This is a genomic window from Paraburkholderia sp., assembly GCF_050742655.1.
Taxonomy (GTDB): Bacteria; Pseudomonadota; Gammaproteobacteria; order Burkholderiales; family Burkholderiaceae; genus Paraburkholderia.
This window is the reverse complement of sequence record NZ_JBOIGG010000010.1, coordinates 198250-216480: the sequence shown is the minus strand read 5'-3', so window position 1 is coordinate 216480 and position 18231 is coordinate 198250. Positions and strand designations below refer to the sequence as shown.

General features: G+C 65.1%; 18 protein-coding genes, 1 other RNA gene and 1 pseudogene. 9 read left to right on the top strand and 11 right to left on the bottom strand.

Annotated features, from left to right (window positions below; translation table 11 throughout):
• The 3 genes and pseudogenes from pyrC to rnpB all read left to right on the top strand — a co-directional run bounded on the left by pyrC (position 1) and on the right by rnpB (position 2345).
• The gene (gene pyrC, locus ACREXZ_RS16460) at positions 1 to 1062 is read left to right on the top strand and encodes a dihydroorotase (protein ID WP_431765158.1); all 1062 of its coding nucleotides are present in this window, start codon (positions 1 to 3) and stop codon (positions 1060 to 1062) included.
• A 62-nt stretch (positions 1063 to 1124) separates the two neighbouring features.
• Positions 1125 to 1838: pseudogene (locus ACREXZ_RS16455) on the top strand (DUF3025 domain-containing protein); the annotation flags it as partial.
• Positions 1839 to 1934: 96 nt separating this feature from the next.
• Positions 1935 to 2345, top strand: an RNA gene (rnpB, locus tag ACREXZ_RS16450) — RNase P RNA component class A.
• Between the two features lie 94 nt (positions 2346 to 2439).
• On the opposite strand, the gene ACREXZ_RS16445 is transcribed toward rnpB, so the two are convergent.
• Positions 2440 to 2862, bottom strand: coding sequence for an OsmC family protein (locus ACREXZ_RS16445; protein WP_431765157.1), 423 nt, complete (start codon positions 2860 to 2862; stop codon positions 2440 to 2442).
• A 600-nt stretch (positions 2863 to 3462) separates the two neighbouring features.
• On the opposite strand from ACREXZ_RS16445, the gene rplM reads away from it, so the two are divergent.
• From rplM to erpA, 3 genes are all read left to right on the top strand, one after another.
• Positions 3463 to 3891, top strand: a complete 429-nt coding sequence (gene rplM, locus ACREXZ_RS16440; protein ID WP_096721115.1) for a 50S ribosomal protein L13 — start codon at positions 3463 to 3465, stop codon at positions 3889 to 3891.
• A gap of 11 nt (positions 3892 to 3902) precedes the next feature.
• Positions 3903 to 4295, top strand: a complete 393-nt coding sequence (gene rpsI / locus ACREXZ_RS16435; protein WP_091009916.1) for a 30S ribosomal protein S9 — start codon at positions 3903 to 3905, stop codon at positions 4293 to 4295.
• Between the two features lie 223 nt (positions 4296 to 4518).
• Positions 4519 to 4884, top strand: coding sequence for an iron-sulfur cluster insertion protein ErpA (gene erpA, locus ACREXZ_RS16430; protein ID WP_133650158.1), 366 nt, complete (start codon positions 4519 to 4521; stop codon positions 4882 to 4884).
• A 99-nt stretch (positions 4885 to 4983) separates the two neighbouring features.
• On the opposite strand, the gene ACREXZ_RS16425 is transcribed toward erpA, so the two are convergent.
• Complete coding sequence (locus tag ACREXZ_RS16425; RefSeq protein ID WP_431765156.1) at positions 4984 to 6114, bottom strand: anhydro-N-acetylmuramic acid kinase; 1131 nt, start codon at positions 6112 to 6114, stop codon at positions 4984 to 4986.
• 149 nt (positions 6115 to 6263) lie between these two features.
• Here ACREXZ_RS16425 and tyrS point away from each other — a divergent pair, with 149 nt between their 5' ends.
• From tyrS to ACREXZ_RS16410, 3 genes are read left to right on the top strand one after another with little or no spacing between them, the layout of a single operon-like run.
• Positions 6264 to 7511: a tyrosine--tRNA ligase gene (gene tyrS, locus ACREXZ_RS16420; protein WP_431765155.1), complete on the top strand. Its 1248-nt coding sequence runs from the start codon at positions 6264 to 6266 to the stop codon at positions 7509 to 7511.
• Positions 7508 to 7966: a D-aminoacyl-tRNA deacylase gene (dtd, locus tag ACREXZ_RS16415; RefSeq protein ID WP_431765154.1), complete on the top strand. Its 459-nt coding sequence runs from the start codon at positions 7508 to 7510 to the stop codon at positions 7964 to 7966. The genes tyrS and dtd overlap by 4 nt, the downstream gene beginning before the upstream one ends.
• 13 nt (positions 7967 to 7979) lie before the next feature.
• Entirely contained in the window at positions 7980 to 8663 is a 684-nt protein-coding gene (locus ACREXZ_RS16410) for a histidine phosphatase family protein (RefSeq protein WP_431765153.1), read from the top strand.
• Here ACREXZ_RS16410 and ACREXZ_RS16405 read toward each other — a convergent pair.
• The 9 genes from ACREXZ_RS16405 to ACREXZ_RS16365 all read right to left on the bottom strand — a co-directional run bounded on the left by ACREXZ_RS16405 (position 8660) and on the right by ACREXZ_RS16365 (position 18031).
• A complete protein-coding gene (locus ACREXZ_RS16405) occupies positions 8660 to 9601 on the bottom strand; it encodes an oxygenase MpaB family protein (RefSeq protein WP_431765152.1) in 942 nt (313 codons plus the stop codon). The two genes, ACREXZ_RS16410 and ACREXZ_RS16405, sit on opposite strands and share 4 nt — an antisense overlap.
• A gap of 31 nt (positions 9602 to 9632) precedes the next feature.
• The gene (ruvB, locus tag ACREXZ_RS16400; RefSeq protein ID WP_431765151.1) at positions 9633 to 10697 is read right to left on the bottom strand and encodes a Holliday junction branch migration DNA helicase RuvB; all 1065 of its coding nucleotides are present in this window, start codon (positions 10695 to 10697) and stop codon (positions 9633 to 9635) included.
• A 133-nt stretch (positions 10698 to 10830) separates the two neighbouring features.
• Complete coding sequence (gene ruvA / locus ACREXZ_RS16395) at positions 10831 to 11412, bottom strand: Holliday junction branch migration protein RuvA (RefSeq protein ID WP_431765150.1); 582 nt, start codon at positions 11410 to 11412, stop codon at positions 10831 to 10833.
• Between the two features lie 57 nt (positions 11413 to 11469).
• Positions 11470 to 12012 carry a crossover junction endodeoxyribonuclease RuvC gene (gene ruvC, locus ACREXZ_RS16390; protein WP_431765149.1) on the bottom strand — a complete coding sequence of 181 codons (543 nt, stop codon included), beginning with the start codon at positions 12010 to 12012 and terminating at the stop codon, positions 11470 to 11472.
• A 126-nt stretch (positions 12013 to 12138) separates the two neighbouring features.
• Entirely contained in the window at positions 12139 to 13704 is a 1566-nt protein-coding gene (gene purH, locus ACREXZ_RS16385) for a bifunctional phosphoribosylaminoimidazolecarboxamide formyltransferase/IMP cyclohydrolase (RefSeq protein WP_431765148.1), read from the bottom strand.
• Between the two features lie 45 nt (positions 13705 to 13749).
• Entirely contained in the window at positions 13750 to 13983 is a 234-nt protein-coding gene (locus tag ACREXZ_RS16380; RefSeq protein WP_431765147.1) for a Fis family transcriptional regulator, read from the bottom strand.
• Entirely contained in the window at positions 13980 to 15068 is a 1089-nt protein-coding gene (gene dusB / locus ACREXZ_RS16375) for a tRNA dihydrouridine synthase DusB (RefSeq protein ID WP_431765146.1), read from the bottom strand. Before dusB ends, ACREXZ_RS16380 begins: the two co-directional genes overlap by 4 nt.
• A gap of 251 nt (positions 15069 to 15319) precedes the next feature.
• Entirely contained in the window at positions 15320 to 16555 is a 1236-nt protein-coding gene (locus ACREXZ_RS16370; protein WP_431765145.1) for a UbiH/UbiF/VisC/COQ6 family ubiquinone biosynthesis hydroxylase, read from the bottom strand.
• A 48-nt stretch (positions 16556 to 16603) separates the two neighbouring features.
• Positions 16604 to 18031, bottom strand: a complete 1428-nt coding sequence (locus ACREXZ_RS16365; RefSeq protein WP_431765200.1) for an aminopeptidase P N-terminal domain-containing protein — start codon at positions 18029 to 18031, stop codon at positions 16604 to 16606.
• Positions 18032 to 18231: the final 200 nt, after the last annotated feature.

The following is an 18231-nucleotide window of genomic DNA, read 5'->3' as shown; positions in this document are numbered from 1 at the left end:
ATGACTGCTTCCACCGTTTCTATCGATTCCCTGACGCTTGCCCGTCCCGATGACTGGCACCTGCACGTGCGGGACGGCGCGATGCTCGCGGCCGTCTTGCCGCATACGGCAAGGCAGTTCGGCCGCGCGATCATCATGCCGAACCTGAAGCCGCCGGTCACGACTACAGCGCAGGCACGTGCGTATCGCGAGCGGATCGTCGCCGCGATTCCGGCCGGCGTGACGTTCGAGCCGCTGATGACGCTCTACCTGACCGACAACACGCCTGCCGACGAGATCCGCCGCGCGCGCGACAGCGGCCTCGTGCATGGCGTGAAGCTGTACCCGGCCGGCGCGACGACCAATTCGGACGCAGGCGTGACGAGCATCGCGAAATGCGCGAAGGCGCTCGAGGCGATGCAGGAAACCGGTATGCCGCTGCTCGTGCACGGCGAGGTGACAGATGCGTCGATCGATCTGTTCGATCGCGAGAAGGTGTTCATCGATCGCGTGATGATGCCGCTGCGCCGTGATTTTCCGGCGCTCAAGGTCGTGTTCGAACACATCACGACGAAGGATGCGGTCGACTATATCGTCGGCGAGAACGCGGCGCCCGGGCTGCTCGGCGCGACGATCACCGCGCACCATCTGCTGTACAACCGCAACGCGATTTTCCTCGGCGGCATCCGTCCGCATTACTACTGTCTGCCGGTGCTCAAGCGCGAGACGCATCGCGTGGCGCTGGTGCAGGCGGCGACGTCGGGTAATCCGCGCTTCTTCCTCGGCACCGACAGTGCGCCGCATGCGAAGGGACTCAAGGAGCACGCGTGCGGCTGCGCCGGTTGCTACACCGCGCTGCATGCGCTCGAGCTCTACGCGGAAGCGTTCGACAACGCCGGCGCGCTCGATCGTCTCGAGGGGTTTGCGAGCTTCTTCGGTGCGGACTTCTACGGCCTGCCGCGGAGCGCCGAACGGGTCACGCTGCGGCGCGAAGAGTGGACGTTGCCGGCGGAGATCACGGTCGGCGAAACGCCGGTCGTGCCGCTGCGCGGCGGCGAGCCGATGGGCTGGCGTCTGGTCTGACGGCGTTGGAGACGGCCGTGCAGTCGGGTCCGCGCAAACCGGATTTCGCCGCGATCGACTGGATGGCGCCGTGGTTCGCGCCGTGGGCCGCACGCGGGAGGCGCTGGCAGCAGGCTGCGCTCGTCGGCGAAGCCGCGTTGCTCGACGCGATGAACGCCGATGCCGACAAGGCGCGGTACGTCACCGCGAGCAGTTGCCGGCTCGCGTTCGTTCCGCAGAACATGCTTCCTATAGACAGTTCGTACGGCCGGCACATCGCGCGGACCGGTTGCGTACCGACGCGGCACAACCTGCACGATTTCTTCAACGGGCTGTCGTGGTTCCAGTTTCCACGGCTCAAGCTGACGCTGAATGCGCTGGGCGTCGCTGCACTCGAATCGCCTGAAAACGGGAGCGCGTCGATGCGCGGCGGCGTACGCGACGCGCTGACGCACTTCGACGAAAACGCCGTGCTGTTCGCGAGCGCCGACCCGGCGCTCAGCGCCGCGTTGCGCGGCTTCGACTGGCGGACCTTGTTCGTGACGTCGCGCGATGCATGGGCAGTACGCTGCGAGGTGCGCTGCTTCGGGCACGCGCTGCTCGAAAAGCTGTTGACGCCGTTCAACGCGTGCACCGCGCATGCGTGGATCGTCGACGTGCCGACCGAATATTTCGCGTGGCCGGATGAGGCGCGCGATGCGTGGCTGGATCGTGCGGTCAGTGAAGCGCTGTCGGCTGGCGAGTTGTCGGGCAGCCGCGCGTTTGCCCCGTTGCCGGTGCTCGGCATTCCGGGCTGGTGGCCGGCCAATTGCAGTCCATCGTTCTACGACGACGCGTCGGTATTTCGCCGGGGCCGGCGGGAGCGACCCGGCGATGCTAAAATCGCGGCCAGCAAAGTGGGCCAGGCAGTCGCGGCCTTGCCGGCTTCGGCCGGGAAGGGCGAGGAAAGTCCGGACTCCAATGGGCAGGGTGATGGCTAACGGCCATCCGTGGTGACACGCGGAACAGGGCAACAGAAAGCAAACCGCCGATGGCCCGGCGCAAGCCGGGATCAGGTAAGGGTGAAACGGTGCGGTAAGAGCGCACCGCGGCTGCGGCGACGCAGTCCGGCACGGTAACCTCCACCCGGAGCAATTCCAAGTAGGCAGGCGCGCATCTTCGAGATGCAGGACGGTGCCCCCGTCTCGTCTGCGGGTAGGAAGCTCGAGCGCGTCAGTAATGGCGCGCCTAGAGGAATGACTGCCACGCGTTCGTGCCTTCGGGCCGGGCGCGCACAGAATCCGGCTTATCGGCCCGCTTTGCCGCTGAACAAAAAATGCCGGCGTCCGTGGAGGACGCCGGCATTTTTCTTTTGAGCCTTCTTTCGGCCGCGACGCTACTACGCCACTGCGCTCACGTTCAGCCCGCGACGATCTCGAACGAGTGAGTCAGTTCGGCGGTCTTCGCGATCATGATCGACGCGGAGCAGTACTTGTCGTGCGACAGGTTGATCGCGCGCTCGACGGTCGCCGGATTCAGATTCTTGCCGGTCACCGTGAAGTGGAAGTGCACCTTGGTGAACACTTTCGGGTCTTCGCTGGCGCGTTCGGCTTTGAGCGTTACCGAGCAGCCGGCGATTTCCTGGCGACTCTTCTTCAAGATCATCACGACGTCGTAGGCGGTGCAGCCGCCGGTGCCGAGCAGGACCATTTCCATCGGGCGCGGCGCGAGGTTACGGCCACCGCCTTCTGGCGCGCCGTCCATGGTTACCAGATGGCCGCTGCCCGTTTCCGCGGCGAACGCCATACCGTCCGGCCCCATCCAGCTTACTTTGCATTCCATGCCTGTACTCCAGCGTGCGCTTAAATTTGAGACGGCATTGTAGCCCGCCGCTTACGGGTCTGCCCGAGGGTGATGCGGCGGGCATATTCGCTAGACGGGGCCTTGCTTGTTGCATCGCCGCATGGCCGGGCGTTCCGGGATTGCCCGTAGGGGTTTTAGGAGGTTTCCTCTATGAGGCGAATATTTAAAAAGCGCCGGATCGGCTGCGTGGCCTGTTTTTAAAGGGTTTTCGGATTTCTCCTCCGGGCCAGGCATTTCCCAAATTATGAAATCACATTTCGTAATGTAGTTGTTCTTGCGTCGCACAAGGTCGACTCATATAATGCGGTCCATTGGTTGTCGATGTTGGGCAACCTCCGCATGTCTCCTCCACCTCCTCCTTTGGTGGATTAAACCCGAACCGCTCGTTCGGGTTTTTTTTCGCCCTCACTGTCGCCGGCCTCCAGCTTTTGACTCGGCCGCAGGATTTCCTTTATAATTCAGGGCTTTTCCGCATATGCCCGCGGGAGAAGAACGGGGAGAGCCTGCACAGCGCCACGATGCGCGATACACCTAAGCAGGAAAAAACACAGGGCACAGCATTTTTATTTTGGATCGATCATGAAGACGTTTTCCGCAAAAGCCCATGAGGTGACGCGTGAATGGTACGTGATTGACGCGACGGACAAGATTCTCGGACGTGTCGCCAGCGAAGTGGCACGCCGTCTGCGCGGCAAGCACAAGCCCGAGTTCACCCCGCACGTCGACACCGGTGATTTCATCATCGTCATCAACGCCGGCAAGCTCAAGGTCACGGGTAACAAGACCACGGACAAGAAGTACTATCGCCACTCGGGTTACCCGGGCGGTATCTATGAAACGACGTTCGGCAAGATGCAGGAACGCTTCCCGGGCCGCGCGCTCGAGAAAGCGGTCAAAGGCATGCTGCCGAAAGGCCCGCTCGGCTACGCGATGATCAAGAAGCTGAAGGTCTACGCCGAAGCAACGCACCCGCATTCGGCGCAACAGCCGAAAGCGCTCGAGATCTAAGGGGAGCCCAGATGATTGGTAACTGGAATTACGGTACGGGCCGCCGCAAGAGCGCTGTTGCTCGTGTGTTCATCAAGGCAGGCAAGGGCGACATCGTGGTGAACGGCAAGCCCATCGCCGACTACTTCTCGCGCGAAACGTCGCTGATGATCGTGCGTCAGCCGCTGGAACTCACGAACCATACCGGCACGTTCGACATCAAGGTGAACGTGACGGGCGGCGGTGAAACGGGGCAGGCCGGTGCGGTTCGCCACGGCATCACCCGTGCGCTGATGGACTACGACGCGACGCTGAAGCCGGAACTGTCGAAGGCTGGTTTCGTGACGCGCGATGCACGTGAAGTCGAACGTAAGAAGGTCGGCTTCCACAAGGCACGCCGCAGGAAGCAGTTCTCGAAGCGTTAATCCGCTTTGGGCTGCCGGTTCCGCCTCCGGGCCGGGGCCGCTGCAAAAAGCCGTCTGCGTCCGCGCAGACGGCTTTTTTACTTCCGCGAAAGGGTTTTGCAGGGTAGGCCGCGTAATGCCCGCAGGTGGCTTTTTCGCGAAGAACCTGTTGATTTCATGGGCATCGGCACGATATCCGGATCAGCCCTACAATAGCGGTTAGAAGCTTTTTTGGAGAGTTCGTATGAACGCAGTCACCGACACCGCCGTGGCCGAAATGCCGGGTCCCTTCGTCTTCACCGAAGCAGCGGCTGACAAGGTCAAACAACTGATCGACGAGGAAGGCAATCCGGAGCTGAAGCTGCGCGTGTTCGTGCAGGGCGGCGGCTGCTCGGGCTTCCAGTATGGTTTCACCTTCGACGAAACGGTCAACGAAGACGACACCGTGATGGACAAGAGCGGCGTCCAGTTGCTGATCGACTCGATGAGCTACCAGTATCTGGTCGGCGCCGAGATCGACTACAAGGACGACATCAACGGCGCGCAGTTCGTGATCAAGAATCCGAACGCCACGACCACCTGCGGTTGCGGCTCGTCGTTCTCGGTCTGAGCGGACGCATTAGTAAGTAGAAAACGGAGCTTCGGCTCCGTTTTTTATTCGCATCGCCGACTTCGTTCGTGGGCCGAGGTACGCCGGTCGTGACCAGCGTTACCGCGGATAAATCGCGCCAAGCACCCGCTCGCCGGCCGCACCGGTAACGGCCGGCAGATTGCCCGGCTCACGCGCGACACAGCGCATCGCGAGCCACGCGAACGCCAGCGGCTCGACCTGATGCGGCGGCACACCCAGCGCGTCGGTGGTCAGAACCGGCACGCCGCTGACGCCGCTCGCCTCCAGCGCTTCCTGCAACGCCCTCAGCAGTTCCGGATTGCGCGCACCTCCGCCGCAGACATAGACGGCCCGGCTGTCGGGCGCATGGCGTTCGATTTCGCGCGCCACCGTCACCGCAGTGAGCGCCGCGAGCGTCGCCTGCACATCGGCAGGTGCGAGCGCGGCGAACGGCTGCAGCTTTGCATCGAGCCACGTGGGATTGAAGAGATCGCGGCCCGTGCTCTTGGGGGGCTTCTCGGAGAAAAACGGTTCGTCCAGCAGCGCATGCAGCAGCGGACGATCCACCTGGCCGCTCGCAGCGAAATGCCCATTCTCGTCGAACGGTTTGCCCAGATGCCGTTGCGCCCATTCGTCGAGGAGCGCGTTCGCGGGGCCGCAGTCGAAGCCTCGGACATTGCCGGACGCGCCAAGCACGGTGATGTTGCTGATGCCGCCGAGATTGCAGACCACCCGGGTTTCGCCGGGCGCGCCGAAGATCGTCGCGTGGAAGGCGGGGACGAGCGGCGCGCCCTGGCCGCCGGCCGCGACGTCGCGGCTGCGGAAATCGGCGATCACGTCGATGTGCGTCATTTCGGCGAGCAGCGCCGGGTTGTTGATCTGCCGCGTGTAGCCCTTTTCCGGACGATGCCGCACCGTTTGTCCATGCACGCCGATCGCCCGCACGTCGGTGGCGGACAGACTGCCGCCGCGCAGCAGTTCATGGCAGCAGACGGTGTAGCGCGCCGCAAGCGCGTTCGCCGCGAGCGATTCACGCTCGATCTCGTTGTCGCCTGGCTGCTGCAGTTCGAACAGTGCATCGCGCAGGCCGGCCGAAAAGCTCACGAACGCCTCGGCCTTGACGACCGGCGGCTTGCCCTTCGTGAATTCGACGGCGATGCCGTCCACACCGTCCATGCTCGTGCCCGACATCAGCCCGAAATACACGCCGTTCGCCGTGTCTTGCGCCACGTTTTCGCTCCTGTCAGTGGTCGTCCAACCGTTGTAGTTGTAGCAGATTATCCGCGCAAACGAGGGCGCGATTCGCGTTCCGCCGCTTCGGGGCGTGGCGCGCACTATCTATGGGACAATCTCTGCTTTTGCGACCTTCCGTTTCCAGCATGAGCATCGAGCCCACCTCTACGCCCACCCCCGCGTTTCCGATCACTGATGAAGTCCGCCACGCGCTCGCCATCACGAAGTCCCGCGTCGACGAACTGTTGATCGAAGACGAGTTCGCGCAGAAGCTCGCGCGGAGCGCGGCTACGGCCAAGCCGTTGCGCATCAAGCTCGGTCTCGATCCGACCGCGCCCGACATCCACATCGGCCATACCATCGTGCTGAACAAGATGCGTCAGCTGCAGGATCTCGGCCACACGGTGATTTTCCTGATCGGCGATTTCACGTCGCTGATCGGCGATCCGTCGGGCCGCAACGCGACGCGTCCGCCGCTCACGCGCGAGCAGATCGAATCGAACGCGAAGACCTATTTCGAGCAGGCCGCGCTCGTGCTCGACCGCGAGAAGACGGAGATCCGCTACAACAGCGAGTGGTCGATGCCGCTCGGCGCCGACGGGATGATCAAGCTCGCGTCGCGCTACACGGTCGCGCGTATCCTGGAGCGCGAGGATTTCACGAAGCGTTACCAGGGCGGCATGCCGATCTCGATTCACGAACTTCTCTACCCGCTGATGCAGGGCTACGACTCGGTGGCGCTGAACGCCGATCTCGAACTCGGCGGCACCGACCAGAAGTTCAACCTGCTGGTGGGTCGCGAACTGCAGAAGCAGTACGGCCAGGAGCAGCAGTGCATCCTGACGATGCCGCTGCTCGAAGGGCTCGACGGCGTCGAGAAGATGTCGAAGTCGAAGCACAACTACATCGGTATCAGCGAAAAGCCGAACGACATGTTCGGCAAGCTGATGAGCATCTCCGACGTGCTGATGTGGCGTTACTTCGAGCTGCTGTCGTTCCGTCCGATGGACGAGATCGCCGGCTTCAAGAAAGAGATCGAAGCGGGTCGCAATCCGCGCGATTTCAAGGTGCTGCTCGCGCAGGAGATCGTCGCGCGGTTCCACTCGCAGGCCGATGCCGAGCGCGCGCTTGAAGACTTCAATCATCGTGCGAAGGGCGGTGTGCCCGACGATATTCCTTCGGTGACGCTGGCCGGCGCACCGCTCGCGATCGGTGCGCTGCTGAAGCAGGCCGGTCTCGCTCCGTCGACAAGCGACGCGTTGCGCAACGTCGAGCAGGGCGGCGTGAAGATCGACGGTACGACGGTGTCCGACAAGGCGTTGAAGGTCGAAGCCGGCGAGTACGTCGTGCAGGTCGGCAAGCGGCGCTTTGCGCGCGTGACGCTGTCGGCATGATTGCGTTGATCCAGCGGGTCACGCGTGCGGAAGTGCGCGTCGGCGATCGCGTGACGGGCGCGATCGGTGCGGGTTTGCTTGCACTGGTCTGCGCGGAGCGCGGCGATACCGACGCGGCTGCCGACCGGCTGCTCGCGAAACTGCTCGGCTACCGCGTGTTCAGCGACGCTGCCGGCAAGATGAACCTGCCGGTGCAGAAAATCGACGGCGCGGGGACGGCTGGCGGCCTGCTGCTGGTCTCGCAATTCACGCTGGCCGCCGACACGAACAGCGGCCTGCGCCCGAGCTTCACGCCGGCCGCCGCGCCCGACGAAGGGCGTCGATTGTTCGACTACTTCGTCGCGGCCGCGTGGACCAAACACCCCATCGTCGAGACCGGCGAATTCGGCGCGGACATGCAGGTGTCGCTCGTCAACGACGGCCCGGTCACGTTCTGGCTGCAAACGCATGCCTGACGAAGCGCCGCTCATGTCCACACAGATTCTCTTCATCCGGCACGGCGAAACCGAATGGAATCGCATCAAGCGCATCCAGGGCCACATTGATATTCCGCTGGCTGCGAGCGGTGTCGAGCAGGCGCAGCGTCTCGCTCAACGGCTCGCCCATGAGGTGCGCGAAGGCGCCCGTCTCGATGCAATCTATTCGAGCGATCTGCAACGCGCGCAGCAAACAGCGCAGCCGATTGCGACTGCACTGGGTCTGTCGCTGCAGTTGAGCGACGGGCTGCGCGAGCGTTTGTACGGCGCGTTCCAGGGCCACGACAGCAATGAAATCGCGGCCCGTTTTCCTGACGAATACGCACAGTGGCAGACCCGTGACCCCGGCTTCGCGCCGCCCGACGGCGAATCGCAGCGCGCGTTCTATCAGCGCGTGCTGCATGCGCTCGAACCGATCGTCGCGGCGCATCCGGGCGGACGGATCGCCTGTGTCGCGCATGGTGGTGTGCTGGACTGTGTGTATCGGTTCGCGCGCGGGCGGTCGCTCGATGTGCCGCGCGACTACCCGCTGCTGAACACGAGCGTCAATATCGTCGATATGGAAAAGGATCGTGCGACGGTGCTGTCGTGGGGCGACGTCGCGCATCTGGACGGCGCAAGCGACGACGACAATCTGCGCAAGACGCCCACGCGTATCCCGGAATCCAGGCGCTAGGCCTTCGTCGCGGCAGAGCGCCTGCGTGCCCGCTTCGCTGCGCTGTTGACGAGCGCCCAGCGCATCATCGGTGCAACGAGCTTCACACCGGGCCGCGCGAGCGCACGTCGCACACCGGCGAGCCGGTCGAAACCGAACATCCGCTGTGCCCAGTCGGGCAACAGGTCAACACCGGCGTTGAGCATCAGCGCGCCGGCCGGTCGCATCGCGGCGCTCGGCGCGCGAGCGTTCATCAGAATCCGCACGACTTCCTGCGTACGCGGCCCGACTTCGAGTTCCGGCTGCATCTTCAGCAGATACGCTTCGATCGCCGCACGCGAGTGCGGCACGTCGACTGCACCGAGCAGTTCGGCGATGCGTGCGGTCTCCGCGAAATACTGATCCTGCGCCTGTACCGATAGCGCCGGATTCATATAGCGCAGATGAGCGGCGAGGAAACTCGATACCTCGGCGACATGCACCCACGTGAGCAGTGCCGGATCGCTTGCGCGATATGCGCGACCGTCGGGTGCGGTGCCGGTCACGCCGAGGTGAATCGTCTTGACCCGTTCGATCAGCGCGAGCGCGTCGCGACGGTTACCGTACGTCGTCCCGGTGATGAACGTCGCGGTGCGGCGCAGGCGGCCGAGGATATCGGTACGGAAGGTCGAGTGATCCCAGACGCCGGCGAGCGCAAGCGGGTGCAGCGCCTGCAGTAGCAGCGCGCTGATGCCGCCCACCATCATCGACGTGAAATCGCCGTGCACCTGCCAGCACACCGCATCGGGACCGAACAGGCCAGGGTCGCCGGGCGGCGACGAAAGATCGAGTACCGGACCGCTGCCGACGGTGAGATGCGTGACGCTGTCGACCAGCGATGCGCGCACGCGCTGCGCGAGCAGGGTGCCGAGGCTGAAACGATTGTCGTGCCGGGCGGTGCGGGTGGTGCGGTCGGACATCGCTGTGGGCTCCTCGCGGTCCGTGGCCGGCTCAGGATTCGCCGGATTCCCAGAGGCCGGGCAGCGGCGTCGACGCATCCGGCGCGGCGAGGCCGAAGTGCCGGTACGTCAGCTGCGTGGCGACGCGGCCGCGTGGCGTGCGTTGCAAAAAGCCCTGCTGGATCAGGTACGGCTCGAGCACGTCTTCGATCGTGTCGCGTTCTTCACCGATCGCCGCGGCCAGATTGTCGACGCCGACCGGGCCGCCGTCGAACTTGTGCAGGATCGCTTCGAGCAGCTTGCGGTCCATCAGGTCGAAGCCGACCGCATCGACGTCGAGCATCGCGAGCGCTGCGTCGGCGACTTTCGCCGTGATGTTGCCGTCGGCTTTCACTTCGGCGAAATCGCGCACGCGGCGCAGCAGGCGGTTCGCGATACGCGGCGTGCCGCGCGCGCGCTTCGCGATTTCAAAGGCGCCGTCCGGATGGATTTGCGCCTTGAGCAGCGACGCCGAACGGGTGACGATACGCGCCAGTTCCTCCGCGTTGTAGAACTCCAGCCGCGCGACGATACCGAAACGGTCGCGCAGCGGATTCGTCAGCATGCCGGCGCGCGTGGTTGCGCCGACCAGCGTGAACGGCTGCAGGTCCAGTTTCACGCTGCGCGCGGCTGGACCTTCGCCGATCATGATGTCGATCTGGTAGTCCTCGAGCGCGGGGTACAGGATTTCCTCGACGACCGGCGACAGCCGGTGGATTTCGTCGATGAACAGTACGTCGTTGGCTTCGAGATTGGTCAGCAGTGCGGCGAGGTCGCCTGCGCGTTCGAGCACCGGTCCCGATGTCTGCCGCAGGTTCACGCCCATCTCGCGCGCGATGATGTGCGCGAGCGTGGTTTTGCCGAGTCCCGGGGGACCGAACAGCAGCACGTGATCGAGCGATTCGGAGCGGCGCCGGGCCGCTTCGATGAAGATTTCGAGCTGCCCGCGAATCTTCTCCTGCCCGACGTACTCGTCAAGCTGCTTCGGGCGCAGCGCGCGCTCGAACGCCTCTTCATTCGGCGACACGGGCGTGGCGGCGATGATGCGTTCAGCGGCGAGTTTGTCGGTTTCAATCATTCGGGCATTGTACCGCGCACCGCACGATCGCCAAGCCGGCCGATCGGCCAGGGTGCGCCGCGCGCGCCGGCGTGGGAAGCTTCATTCAGGTGCTGCAGTGCGTCCACCTCAAGGCGCGTTGCAGCACGCAACGTCAGGCTTTCGACAGCGCCTTCAGCGCGAGCTTGATCCCTTCGGATACCCCCGTGCCGGCCGGCACATTCTTGATCGCGGCCAGCGCTTCTTTTTCGGAGTACCCCAATGCCAGCAGCGCATTCAGGATGTCGCTCGCGTGATCGGATGCCGACGCCGCACTCGCCATCGCGCCGAGATCCGCACCGAGCTTGCCCTTCAGTTCCAGCAGCAGACGTTCAGCGGTTTTCTTGCCGATCCCAGGCACGCGCGTCAGGCGCGCGGCATCCTGCAGCGTGACGGTTTGCGACAGCTCATGCACGCTCATCCCCGACAGCACCGCCAGCGCCATCCGCGCGCCGATGCCGCTGATCTTCAGCAGCTCGCGGAACGTCATGCGTTCCTGCGTGGTGCCGAATCCATACAGCAGATGCGCGTCCTCGCGCACGATCAGCTGCGTGAGCAGCACGACGCGTTCGCCGGTGGAGGGCAGGTTGTAGAACGTACTCATCGGCACGTCGATTTCGTAGCCGACACCGTTGCAGTCGACCAGCAGGTGCGGCGGATTCTTTTCCAGCAGGACGCCGGCAATGCGACCGATCATGGCGGGTTCAATCGAGTGAGAAGGGGAAGGGAGCCCGAGTGTAGCGCAGCGCGCAGGTTAGCCGACGAGGCGCCCGCGGCGCACGCGCAGGCCTTTTTTGGCGAGGCCCGGTGCGATACCGCCGAGCTTGCTCAACGCGCCGCCGCCGTGTGCGTGGCAGATCGCCATGCCGAGCGCGTCTGCGGCGTCGGTGCCCGGCAGACCCGACAGGTTCAGCAGGCGCACGACCATGTGCTGCATCTGTTCCTTCGTCGCGCGGCCGTAGCCGACGACGGCCTGCTTCAATTGCAGCGCCGTATATTCGGCCACCGGCACGCCGCCCGCCACCAGCCCGCAGATCGCTGCGCCGCGTGCCTGGCCCAGCAGCAGCGTGGACTGCGGATTGACGTTCACGAAGACTTTTTCGACCGCGGACTGATCGGGCGCGTGCTGGCGAATCAGCGTCGAGATGCCTTCGAAAATAGTGCCGAGGCGCGACGGCAGGTCTGCATCCGAGGTCTTGATGACGCCGCTAGCCACGTACGTGAGCTGATGACCGGATTGATCGATGACGCCGAAGCCGGTCACGCGCAAACCTGGGTCGATGCCGAGAATTCTCATGAAAACCGCTGGGGAAGGACTGCCTGCGATACTACAACGAATCGCATGAAAAACGGCCGGCGAGGCATGAAGCCCGGCCGGCCGCTATCGGTACCAGCTGCGGTGTCGCGACGCTTGAAAGCGCGCTCAGTGGCGAAAGTGCCGCACGCCCGTGACCACCATCGCGATGTTGTGCTCGTCGGCGGCGGCGATCACTTCGTCATCGCGCATCGAGCCGCCCGGCTGGATCACGCACGTCGCACCCGCGGCGACCACGACGTCGAGACCGTCGCGGAACGGGAAGAACGCATCCGACGCAACCGCCGAGCCGCTCAGCGACAGCCCCGCGTTCTGCGCCTTGATGCTCGCGATCCGTGCGGAGTCCACGCGGCTCATCTGGCCCGCGCCGACGCCGAGCGTCATGCCGTTACCGCAGAACACGATTGCATTCGACTTCACGTACTTCGCGACGCGCCATGCGAACAGCAGGTCGTCCATTTCCTTCGACGTGGGGTGGCGCTTCGTCACGACGCGCAGTTCGTGCGGCTGCACGTTGCGCGCATCGAGCGACTGCACCAGCAGGCCGCCGCCCACGCGCTTCAGGTCGAACGCGTTGTGGCCGTTGCCCAGCGCGATTTCGAGCAGACGCACGTTCTGCTTCGCGGCGAACACCTGTCTCGCGGCTTCGCTGAACGCCGGCGCGATCAGCACTTCGACGAACTGCTTCGCCACTGCCTGCGCCGCCGTTTCGTCGACTTCGCGATTGAACGCGATGATGCCGCCGAACGCCGACGTCGGGTCGGTCTGGAATGCCTTCGAATACGTGTCGTGCGCATCGTTGCCGACGGCGACGCCGCACGGGTTCGCATGCTTGACGATCACGCACGCGGGCACGTCGAACGTCTTCACGCATTCCCACGCCGCGTCGGAATCGGCGATGTTGTTGTACGACAGTTCCTTGCCCTGCAACTGCCGGTAGTCCGCGAGCGCGCCGGCCGGTGCCGCGAGGTCGCGATAGAACGCGGCGCCCTGGTGCGGATTCTCGCCGTAGCGCAGATCCTGCACCTTCGTGAACGCGAGGTTCAGCGTGGCTGGGTACGCGTTGCGCGACTTGTGCTGCAGTTCGTCGGTGAGGCTCGTCAGATAGTTCGTGATCGCGCCGTCGTATTGCGCGGTGTGCGCGAACACCTTGGTGGCGAGCCGGAAGTTGGTCTTGTAGGCGACGGTGTTCGCGTTCGCGCGCATTTCGTCGAGCACGACCGCGTAGTCCGCCGGGTCGACGACAACCGTCACGTCACGGTGATTCTTTGCGGCCGAGCGCAGCATCGTCGGGCCGCCGATGTCGATGTTCTCGATCGCATCTTCAAGCGAGCACTCTTCCTTCGACACCGTCTGTACGAACGGGTACAGGTTCACGACGAGCAGGTCGATCGTCGGGATGTCGTGCTTTGCCAGCGCGGCCATGTGCTCCGGCAGATCGCGGCGCGCGAGAATCCCGCCGTGCACCTTCGGGTGCAGCGTCTTCACGCGGCCGTCGAGCATCTCGGGAAAGCCGGTGTAGTCAGCCACTTCGGTGACCGCGAGACCGGCATCGGCGAGCAGTTTCGCGGTGCCGCCCGTCGACAGGATCTTCACGCCGAGGCCGGACAGCGCCTTCGCGAAATCGACGATGCCGGACTTGTCGGAAACGGAGATGAGGGCTTGCTTGATCATGATGGGGACGGGAAGCCGAAAGGGAACGAGGCGGGGCGCGAGTCGCTACAGCAGGCCGTGCTGTTGCAGCTTCTTGCGCAGCGTATTGCGGTTGATGCCGAGATATTCGGCTGCGAGCGACTGATTGCCGCCCGCCTGCTGGAGCACCACCTCGAGCAACGGTTTTTCAACACACGAGATCACCATGTCGTAGACGTCGTGCGGGTTGGAGCCGTCGAGATCCTGAAAGTACATCCCCAGGCTGTCGCGGACACATTGTTCGATATTGTGCTTGCTCATGCTGCTAGTCGGTCGGTATGGTCCGGCTCGCCGTTAGTGCGGGTTTCGCTGCTGGCAACGTCGCTGGCTTCGTCCTCAACGTACACGAGGCGGTCTGACAGCGCCTTCTGTGCGTCGAAGAACTGGTTGACGGCGAGCAGTTGTTCGCGCGTCGTGTCCAGCGTATTCATGCGTTGGCGGAACACGCCGGCGCCGGAAAGGCCGCGAGTGTACCAGCCGATGTGCTTGCGCGCAGTACGGACGCCAGTAAATTCACCGTAGAACGCGTAATGATCTTCCAGATGCTCGTTCATGATCCGCTGGATTTCATCGACGCGCGGTGCCTGCAGCAGCTCGCCGGTGTCGAGGAAATGCGCGATTTCGCGGAACAGCCACGGACGACCCTGCGCGGCACGGCCGATCATGATCGCGTCGGCGCCAGTCGCGGCCAGCACCTCACGTGCTTTCTGCGGCGTCGCGATGTCGCCGTTCGCCACCACCGGAATGCGCGCCGCGGCCTTCACCGCGGCGATCGTGTCGTACTCGGCGTCGCCGCGATAGAGATCGGCGCGCGTACGGCCATGCACGGTGAGCATCGAGATGCCGGCTTCCTCGGCGATGCGCGCGACCTTCAGCGCGTTGCGGTTGTCGCGGTCCCAGCCGGTGCGGATCTTCAGCGTGACCGGCACGGCGTCTGGCCCGACGCCCACCGCGCCGACCACCGCCTCGACGATGCGCTGCACGAGCGGCTCGTTCTGCAGCAGCGCGGAACCGGCGGCGACATTGCACACCTTCTTCGCCGGGCAGCCCATGTTGATGTCGATGATCTGCGCGCCGTTCGCGACGTTGTAGCGCGCGGCCTCGGCCATCATCGCCGGATCGGCGCCGGCGATCTGCACCGCGATCGGTTCGACCTCGCCCGTGTGGTTCGCGCGACGCATCGTCTTCTCGCTCTTCCACAGCTGTGCGTTCGACGCGACCATCTCCGACACCGCATAGCCCGCGCCGAGCCGCTTGCACAGCTGACGGAACGGCCGGTCCGTCACGCCGGCCATCGGGGCGACGAACAGGTTGTTGCGCAGATTGTGGGAACCGAGAGTCAGCATCGGGCGTTGTGAAGTGAAAAATGAAGCGAAAAATGAGATGAACGCAAAACGGCAAGCAAGTGCGGCGTTGCTCGCGATATGTCGTGACAAAAGCCGATCACGATTCGCGAGGGAAAACCGCCATTTTACCGTTAACGGATTCTTCGCAAATCACTTGAGCCTGTCGTAACCCTTTAAATCTTCTATGAAAGTGCCCGCACTCATAGAACGTCCGCCGCGTATGGACCCACGCGGTCTCGCGGTCCGTACGTTCAGCGGCGTTGTCCGAACATCATCTGGCGGGCGAGTGCCGTCTTGACCGGCGGCGCGAATTCGAGCGCGGTCAGCGCGAGGCCGCGCAGCACGCCGAGCGGCGCGAAGTCGACCGTGAAGAGGCGGGCGAGCGTGTCGGTGGCGCGGATCGTCATCCGGCGGTCGAGTGCGCGGCGCTGCGCGAACCCGGCGAGCGCGAGCGGCGTCGCGCCGTGCTGCGACAGCGCGTCGGCGAGCGCGTGCGCGTCGCGCAGCCCGAGATTCAGGCCCTGGCCCGCCACCGGATGCAGCGTTTGCGCCGCATTGCCGATCGCGGCGATACGCCCTTTGACGAGCGTGTCCGCCGCGTTGAGCCCAAGCGGAAACGACGCGCGGCCGACGATTCGCGTGAAGCGTCCCATGCGGTCGCCGAACGCGACGCCGAGTTCGCGCAGCAGCGCATCGTCGGGCAATTGCGCGCGACGTGCCGCCTCGTCGGGCGAGCAGCACCACACCAGCGAGAAGTCCGCATCGCGCGCGCCGCCTACCGGCAGCAGCGCGATCGGCCCTTGCGGCGTGAAGCGTTCCCACGCGACGTGTGGCTGCGGCGCCGACACCGTAACGGTACCGACCAGCGCGGTCTGTCCGTAGTCGCGCGAACTGCCGTCCGCATCGGTCCGGTGCGCCTGATCCTGGAACAGGCCACCCTCGGCATTAACGAGCACGCGCGTGCGCAGCGTGCGCACCGCACCGGACGCTCCTGACGTTTCAACCGGCAACGTAACCCCGTCGTCTTCCTGCACAGGCGCCAGCGCCGACGTCGACGTGAGCCAGTGCACGGCAGTCGGGCGCACCGCGTCCGCAAGCGCGCCGACGATCGAGCCGTAGCGCAGCACGTAGCCAAGCGCGGGCAGATCGTGTTCGGTGCGATCGATTAGCGTGCGACCGAAGTGACCGCGCTGCGACACGTGGATCCGGTGAATCGCGGTCGCGTCGGCGGGCCAGCGCAGCGGTTCGAGAATCATCCGGCTGCCGTGCGAGACCGCGATCGCGCGCGGATCGGTCAACGCGTGATCGGGCTCGCGCGCGTCGATCAACGCGATCGACAGCGACTGCGTCGCGCTGCGCCGTGCGAGCCAGCCCGCGAGCGCAAGGCCGACCGGCCCCGCGCCGACGATCGTCACGTCGTAGTCGAACGGGGTTTCGGCCTGGCCGGAGGAAGAGGGGCGTGCAGCTGCGGGCAATGCTTCACTCATAACGTCGGTGGTCTTCGTTGTGCGCACGTCAAGCCAGGTCAAGTCACGTCACGCGCGGCCGGTGCCGCTCTGCGCATCGCGCATCAGCGCTTCGATCTCGTCGGCGGCGACCGGTACGTCGCGCGTCAGCAGTTCACAGCCGTCGGGCGTGACGACCGCGTCGTCCTCGATGCGGATGCCGATGTCCCAGTAGCGCTCGGGCACGTCTTCGGCCGCGCGCACGTAGAGGCCCGGCTCGATCGTGAGTGCCATCGACGGTTGCAGCGTGCGCCACGGCAGCGCGCCGTCGGTGTCGCGCGCGGCGCTGCGTTCGCGATAGTCGCCGCAATCGTGCACGTCCATCCCGATCCAGTGGCCGGTACGATGCATGTAGAAGCGCGCGTACGCGCGCTCGGCGATCACGTCGTCGACCGATGCGAAGCGTTGCCGGTCGACGATACCCGTATCGAGCAGCCCCTGCGCGAGCACTCGCACGGCCGCGTCATGCGGCGCCTCGAAGTTCACACCGGCGCGCGTCGCGTCGACCGCGGCCTGCTGCGCGGCGAGCACGATGTCGTACAGCTCGCGCTGCGCGGGCGAGAAGCGGCCGTTCGCGGGGAACGTGCGGGTGATGTCGGACGCGTAGCCGTCGAGCTCGCACGCGGCATCGATCAGGATCAGGTCGCCGTCCCGCGCGATCGCGTTGCCCGCCGGGTAGTGCAGCACACACGCGTTTGCGCCGGCCGCGACGATCGAGCCGTACGCGGGCGCCTGCGCGCCGTGGCGGCGGAACGTGTAGAGCAGTTCGGCCTCGAGTTCGTATTCGCGGATGCCCGGACGGCACGCGGCCATCGTACGGCAGTGCGCGAGCGCGGAGATCTGCGCGGCGCGGCGCATGATCGACAGTTCGTGTGCGTCCTTGAAAAGGCGCATGTCGTCGAGCAACGGCAGCAGGTCGTGCGCGCCCGACGGCGCCGCGACGCCGCCGCGACTACGCGCGCGGACCGCGTCGAGCCAGCCGCGCACCTTCGTATCGAATTCCGCCGACGCGCCGAGCGCATAGTGCAGCGCGGGCCGGTCGGCGATCAGACGCGGCAGTTCGGTGTCGATGTCGTCGATTGCAAAGGCTGCGTCGAAGCCGAACGCATCGCGCGCGCCTTCGGGACCGAAGCGGAAGCCTTCCCACGTTTCGCGCTCGGCGTTTTTCGTGCGGCAGAACAGGATCGACGCGGGTTCGCCCGATTGCGCGCTCGCATCGAGCACCAGCGTTGCTTCGGGTTCGGTGAAGCCGGTGAGGTAGTAGAAGTAGCTGTCGTGCCGGTACGGATAGTCCGCGTCGCGGTTGCGCAGCACCTCGGGCGCGGTGGGCACGATCGCGATGCCGCCGCCCTGCGCGCGTAACGCCGCGAGCACGCGTTCGCGGCGTGCGCGATAGACGTCGATGGCCGGGGGCGCGGCGGCCGTCAGTTCGCCCGGGAGTTCGGTCGGCTGGTTCATCGTGAGATTGTAGCGCCCAATCCGGATGCGGTTTCGCATGAGCCTCGCACACGCGGCCGGCAATATTCCGGGGGCAGTGGCCGTCCGGCTGTCTGGACGAACGCGGCTCGTCGCGGCAACGTTACAATTCGCCCACGTGCAGGGTGTGGCGCGGATCCGGAAGCTGTGCGGCCGTCGTCTTGATGACCGATATCCAACGT

Bases quoted from the DNA above. Each gene is read 5' to 3' on its own strand.
- ruvB (WP_431765151.1), bottom strand. From the start codon at position 10,697: ATGATTGAAACCGACAAACTCGCCGCTGAACGCATCATCGCCGCCACG.
- ACREXZ_RS16380 (WP_431765147.1), bottom strand. From the start codon at position 13,983: ATGAGCAAGCACAATATCGAACAATGTGTCCGCGACAGCCTGGGGATG.
- ACREXZ_RS16370 (WP_431765145.1), bottom strand. From the start codon at position 16,555: ATGAGTGAAGCATTGCCCGCAGCTGCACGCCCCTCTTCCTCCGGCCAG.
- ACREXZ_RS16445 (WP_431765157.1), bottom strand. From the start codon at position 2,862: ATGGAATGCAAAGTAAGCTGGATGGGGCCGGACGGTATGGCGTTCGCC.
- ACREXZ_RS16410 (WP_431765153.1), top strand. From the start codon at position 7,980: ATGTCCACACAGATTCTCTTCATCCGGCACGGCGAAACCGAATGGAAT.
- rplM (WP_096721115.1), top strand. From the start codon at position 3,463: ATGAAGACGTTTTCCGCAAAAGCCCATGAGGTGACGCGTGAATGGTAC.
- ruvA (WP_431765150.1), bottom strand. From the start codon at position 11,412: ATGATCGGTCGCATTGCCGGCGTCCTGCTGGAAAAGAATCCGCCGCAC.
- dusB (WP_431765146.1), bottom strand. From the start codon at position 15,068: ATGCTGACTCTCGGTTCCCACAATCTGCGCAACAACCTGTTCGTCGCC.
- pyrC (WP_431765158.1), top strand. From the start codon at position 1: ATGACTGCTTCCACCGTTTCTATCGATTCCCTGACGCTTGCCCGTCCC.
- ACREXZ_RS16365 (WP_431765200.1), bottom strand. From the start codon at position 18,031: ATGAACCAGCCGACCGAACTCCCGGGCGAACTGACGGCCGCCGCGCCC.
- tyrS (WP_431765155.1), top strand. From the start codon at position 6,264: ATGAGCATCGAGCCCACCTCTACGCCCACCCCCGCGTTTCCGATCACT.
- ruvC (WP_431765149.1), bottom strand. From the start codon at position 12,012: ATGAGAATTCTCGGCATCGACCCAGGTTTGCGCGTGACCGGCTTCGGC.
- dtd (WP_431765154.1), top strand. From the start codon at position 7,508: ATGATTGCGTTGATCCAGCGGGTCACGCGTGCGGAAGTGCGCGTCGGC.
- erpA (WP_133650158.1), top strand. From the start codon at position 4,519: ATGAACGCAGTCACCGACACCGCCGTGGCCGAAATGCCGGGTCCCTTC.
- ACREXZ_RS16405 (WP_431765152.1), bottom strand. From the start codon at position 9,601: ATGTCCGACCGCACCACCCGCACCGCCCGGCACGACAATCGTTTCAGC.
- purH (WP_431765148.1), bottom strand. From the start codon at position 13,704: ATGATCAAGCAAGCCCTCATCTCCGTTTCCGACAAGTCCGGCATCGTC.
- rpsI (WP_091009916.1), top strand. From the start codon at position 3,903: ATGATTGGTAACTGGAATTACGGTACGGGCCGCCGCAAGAGCGCTGTT.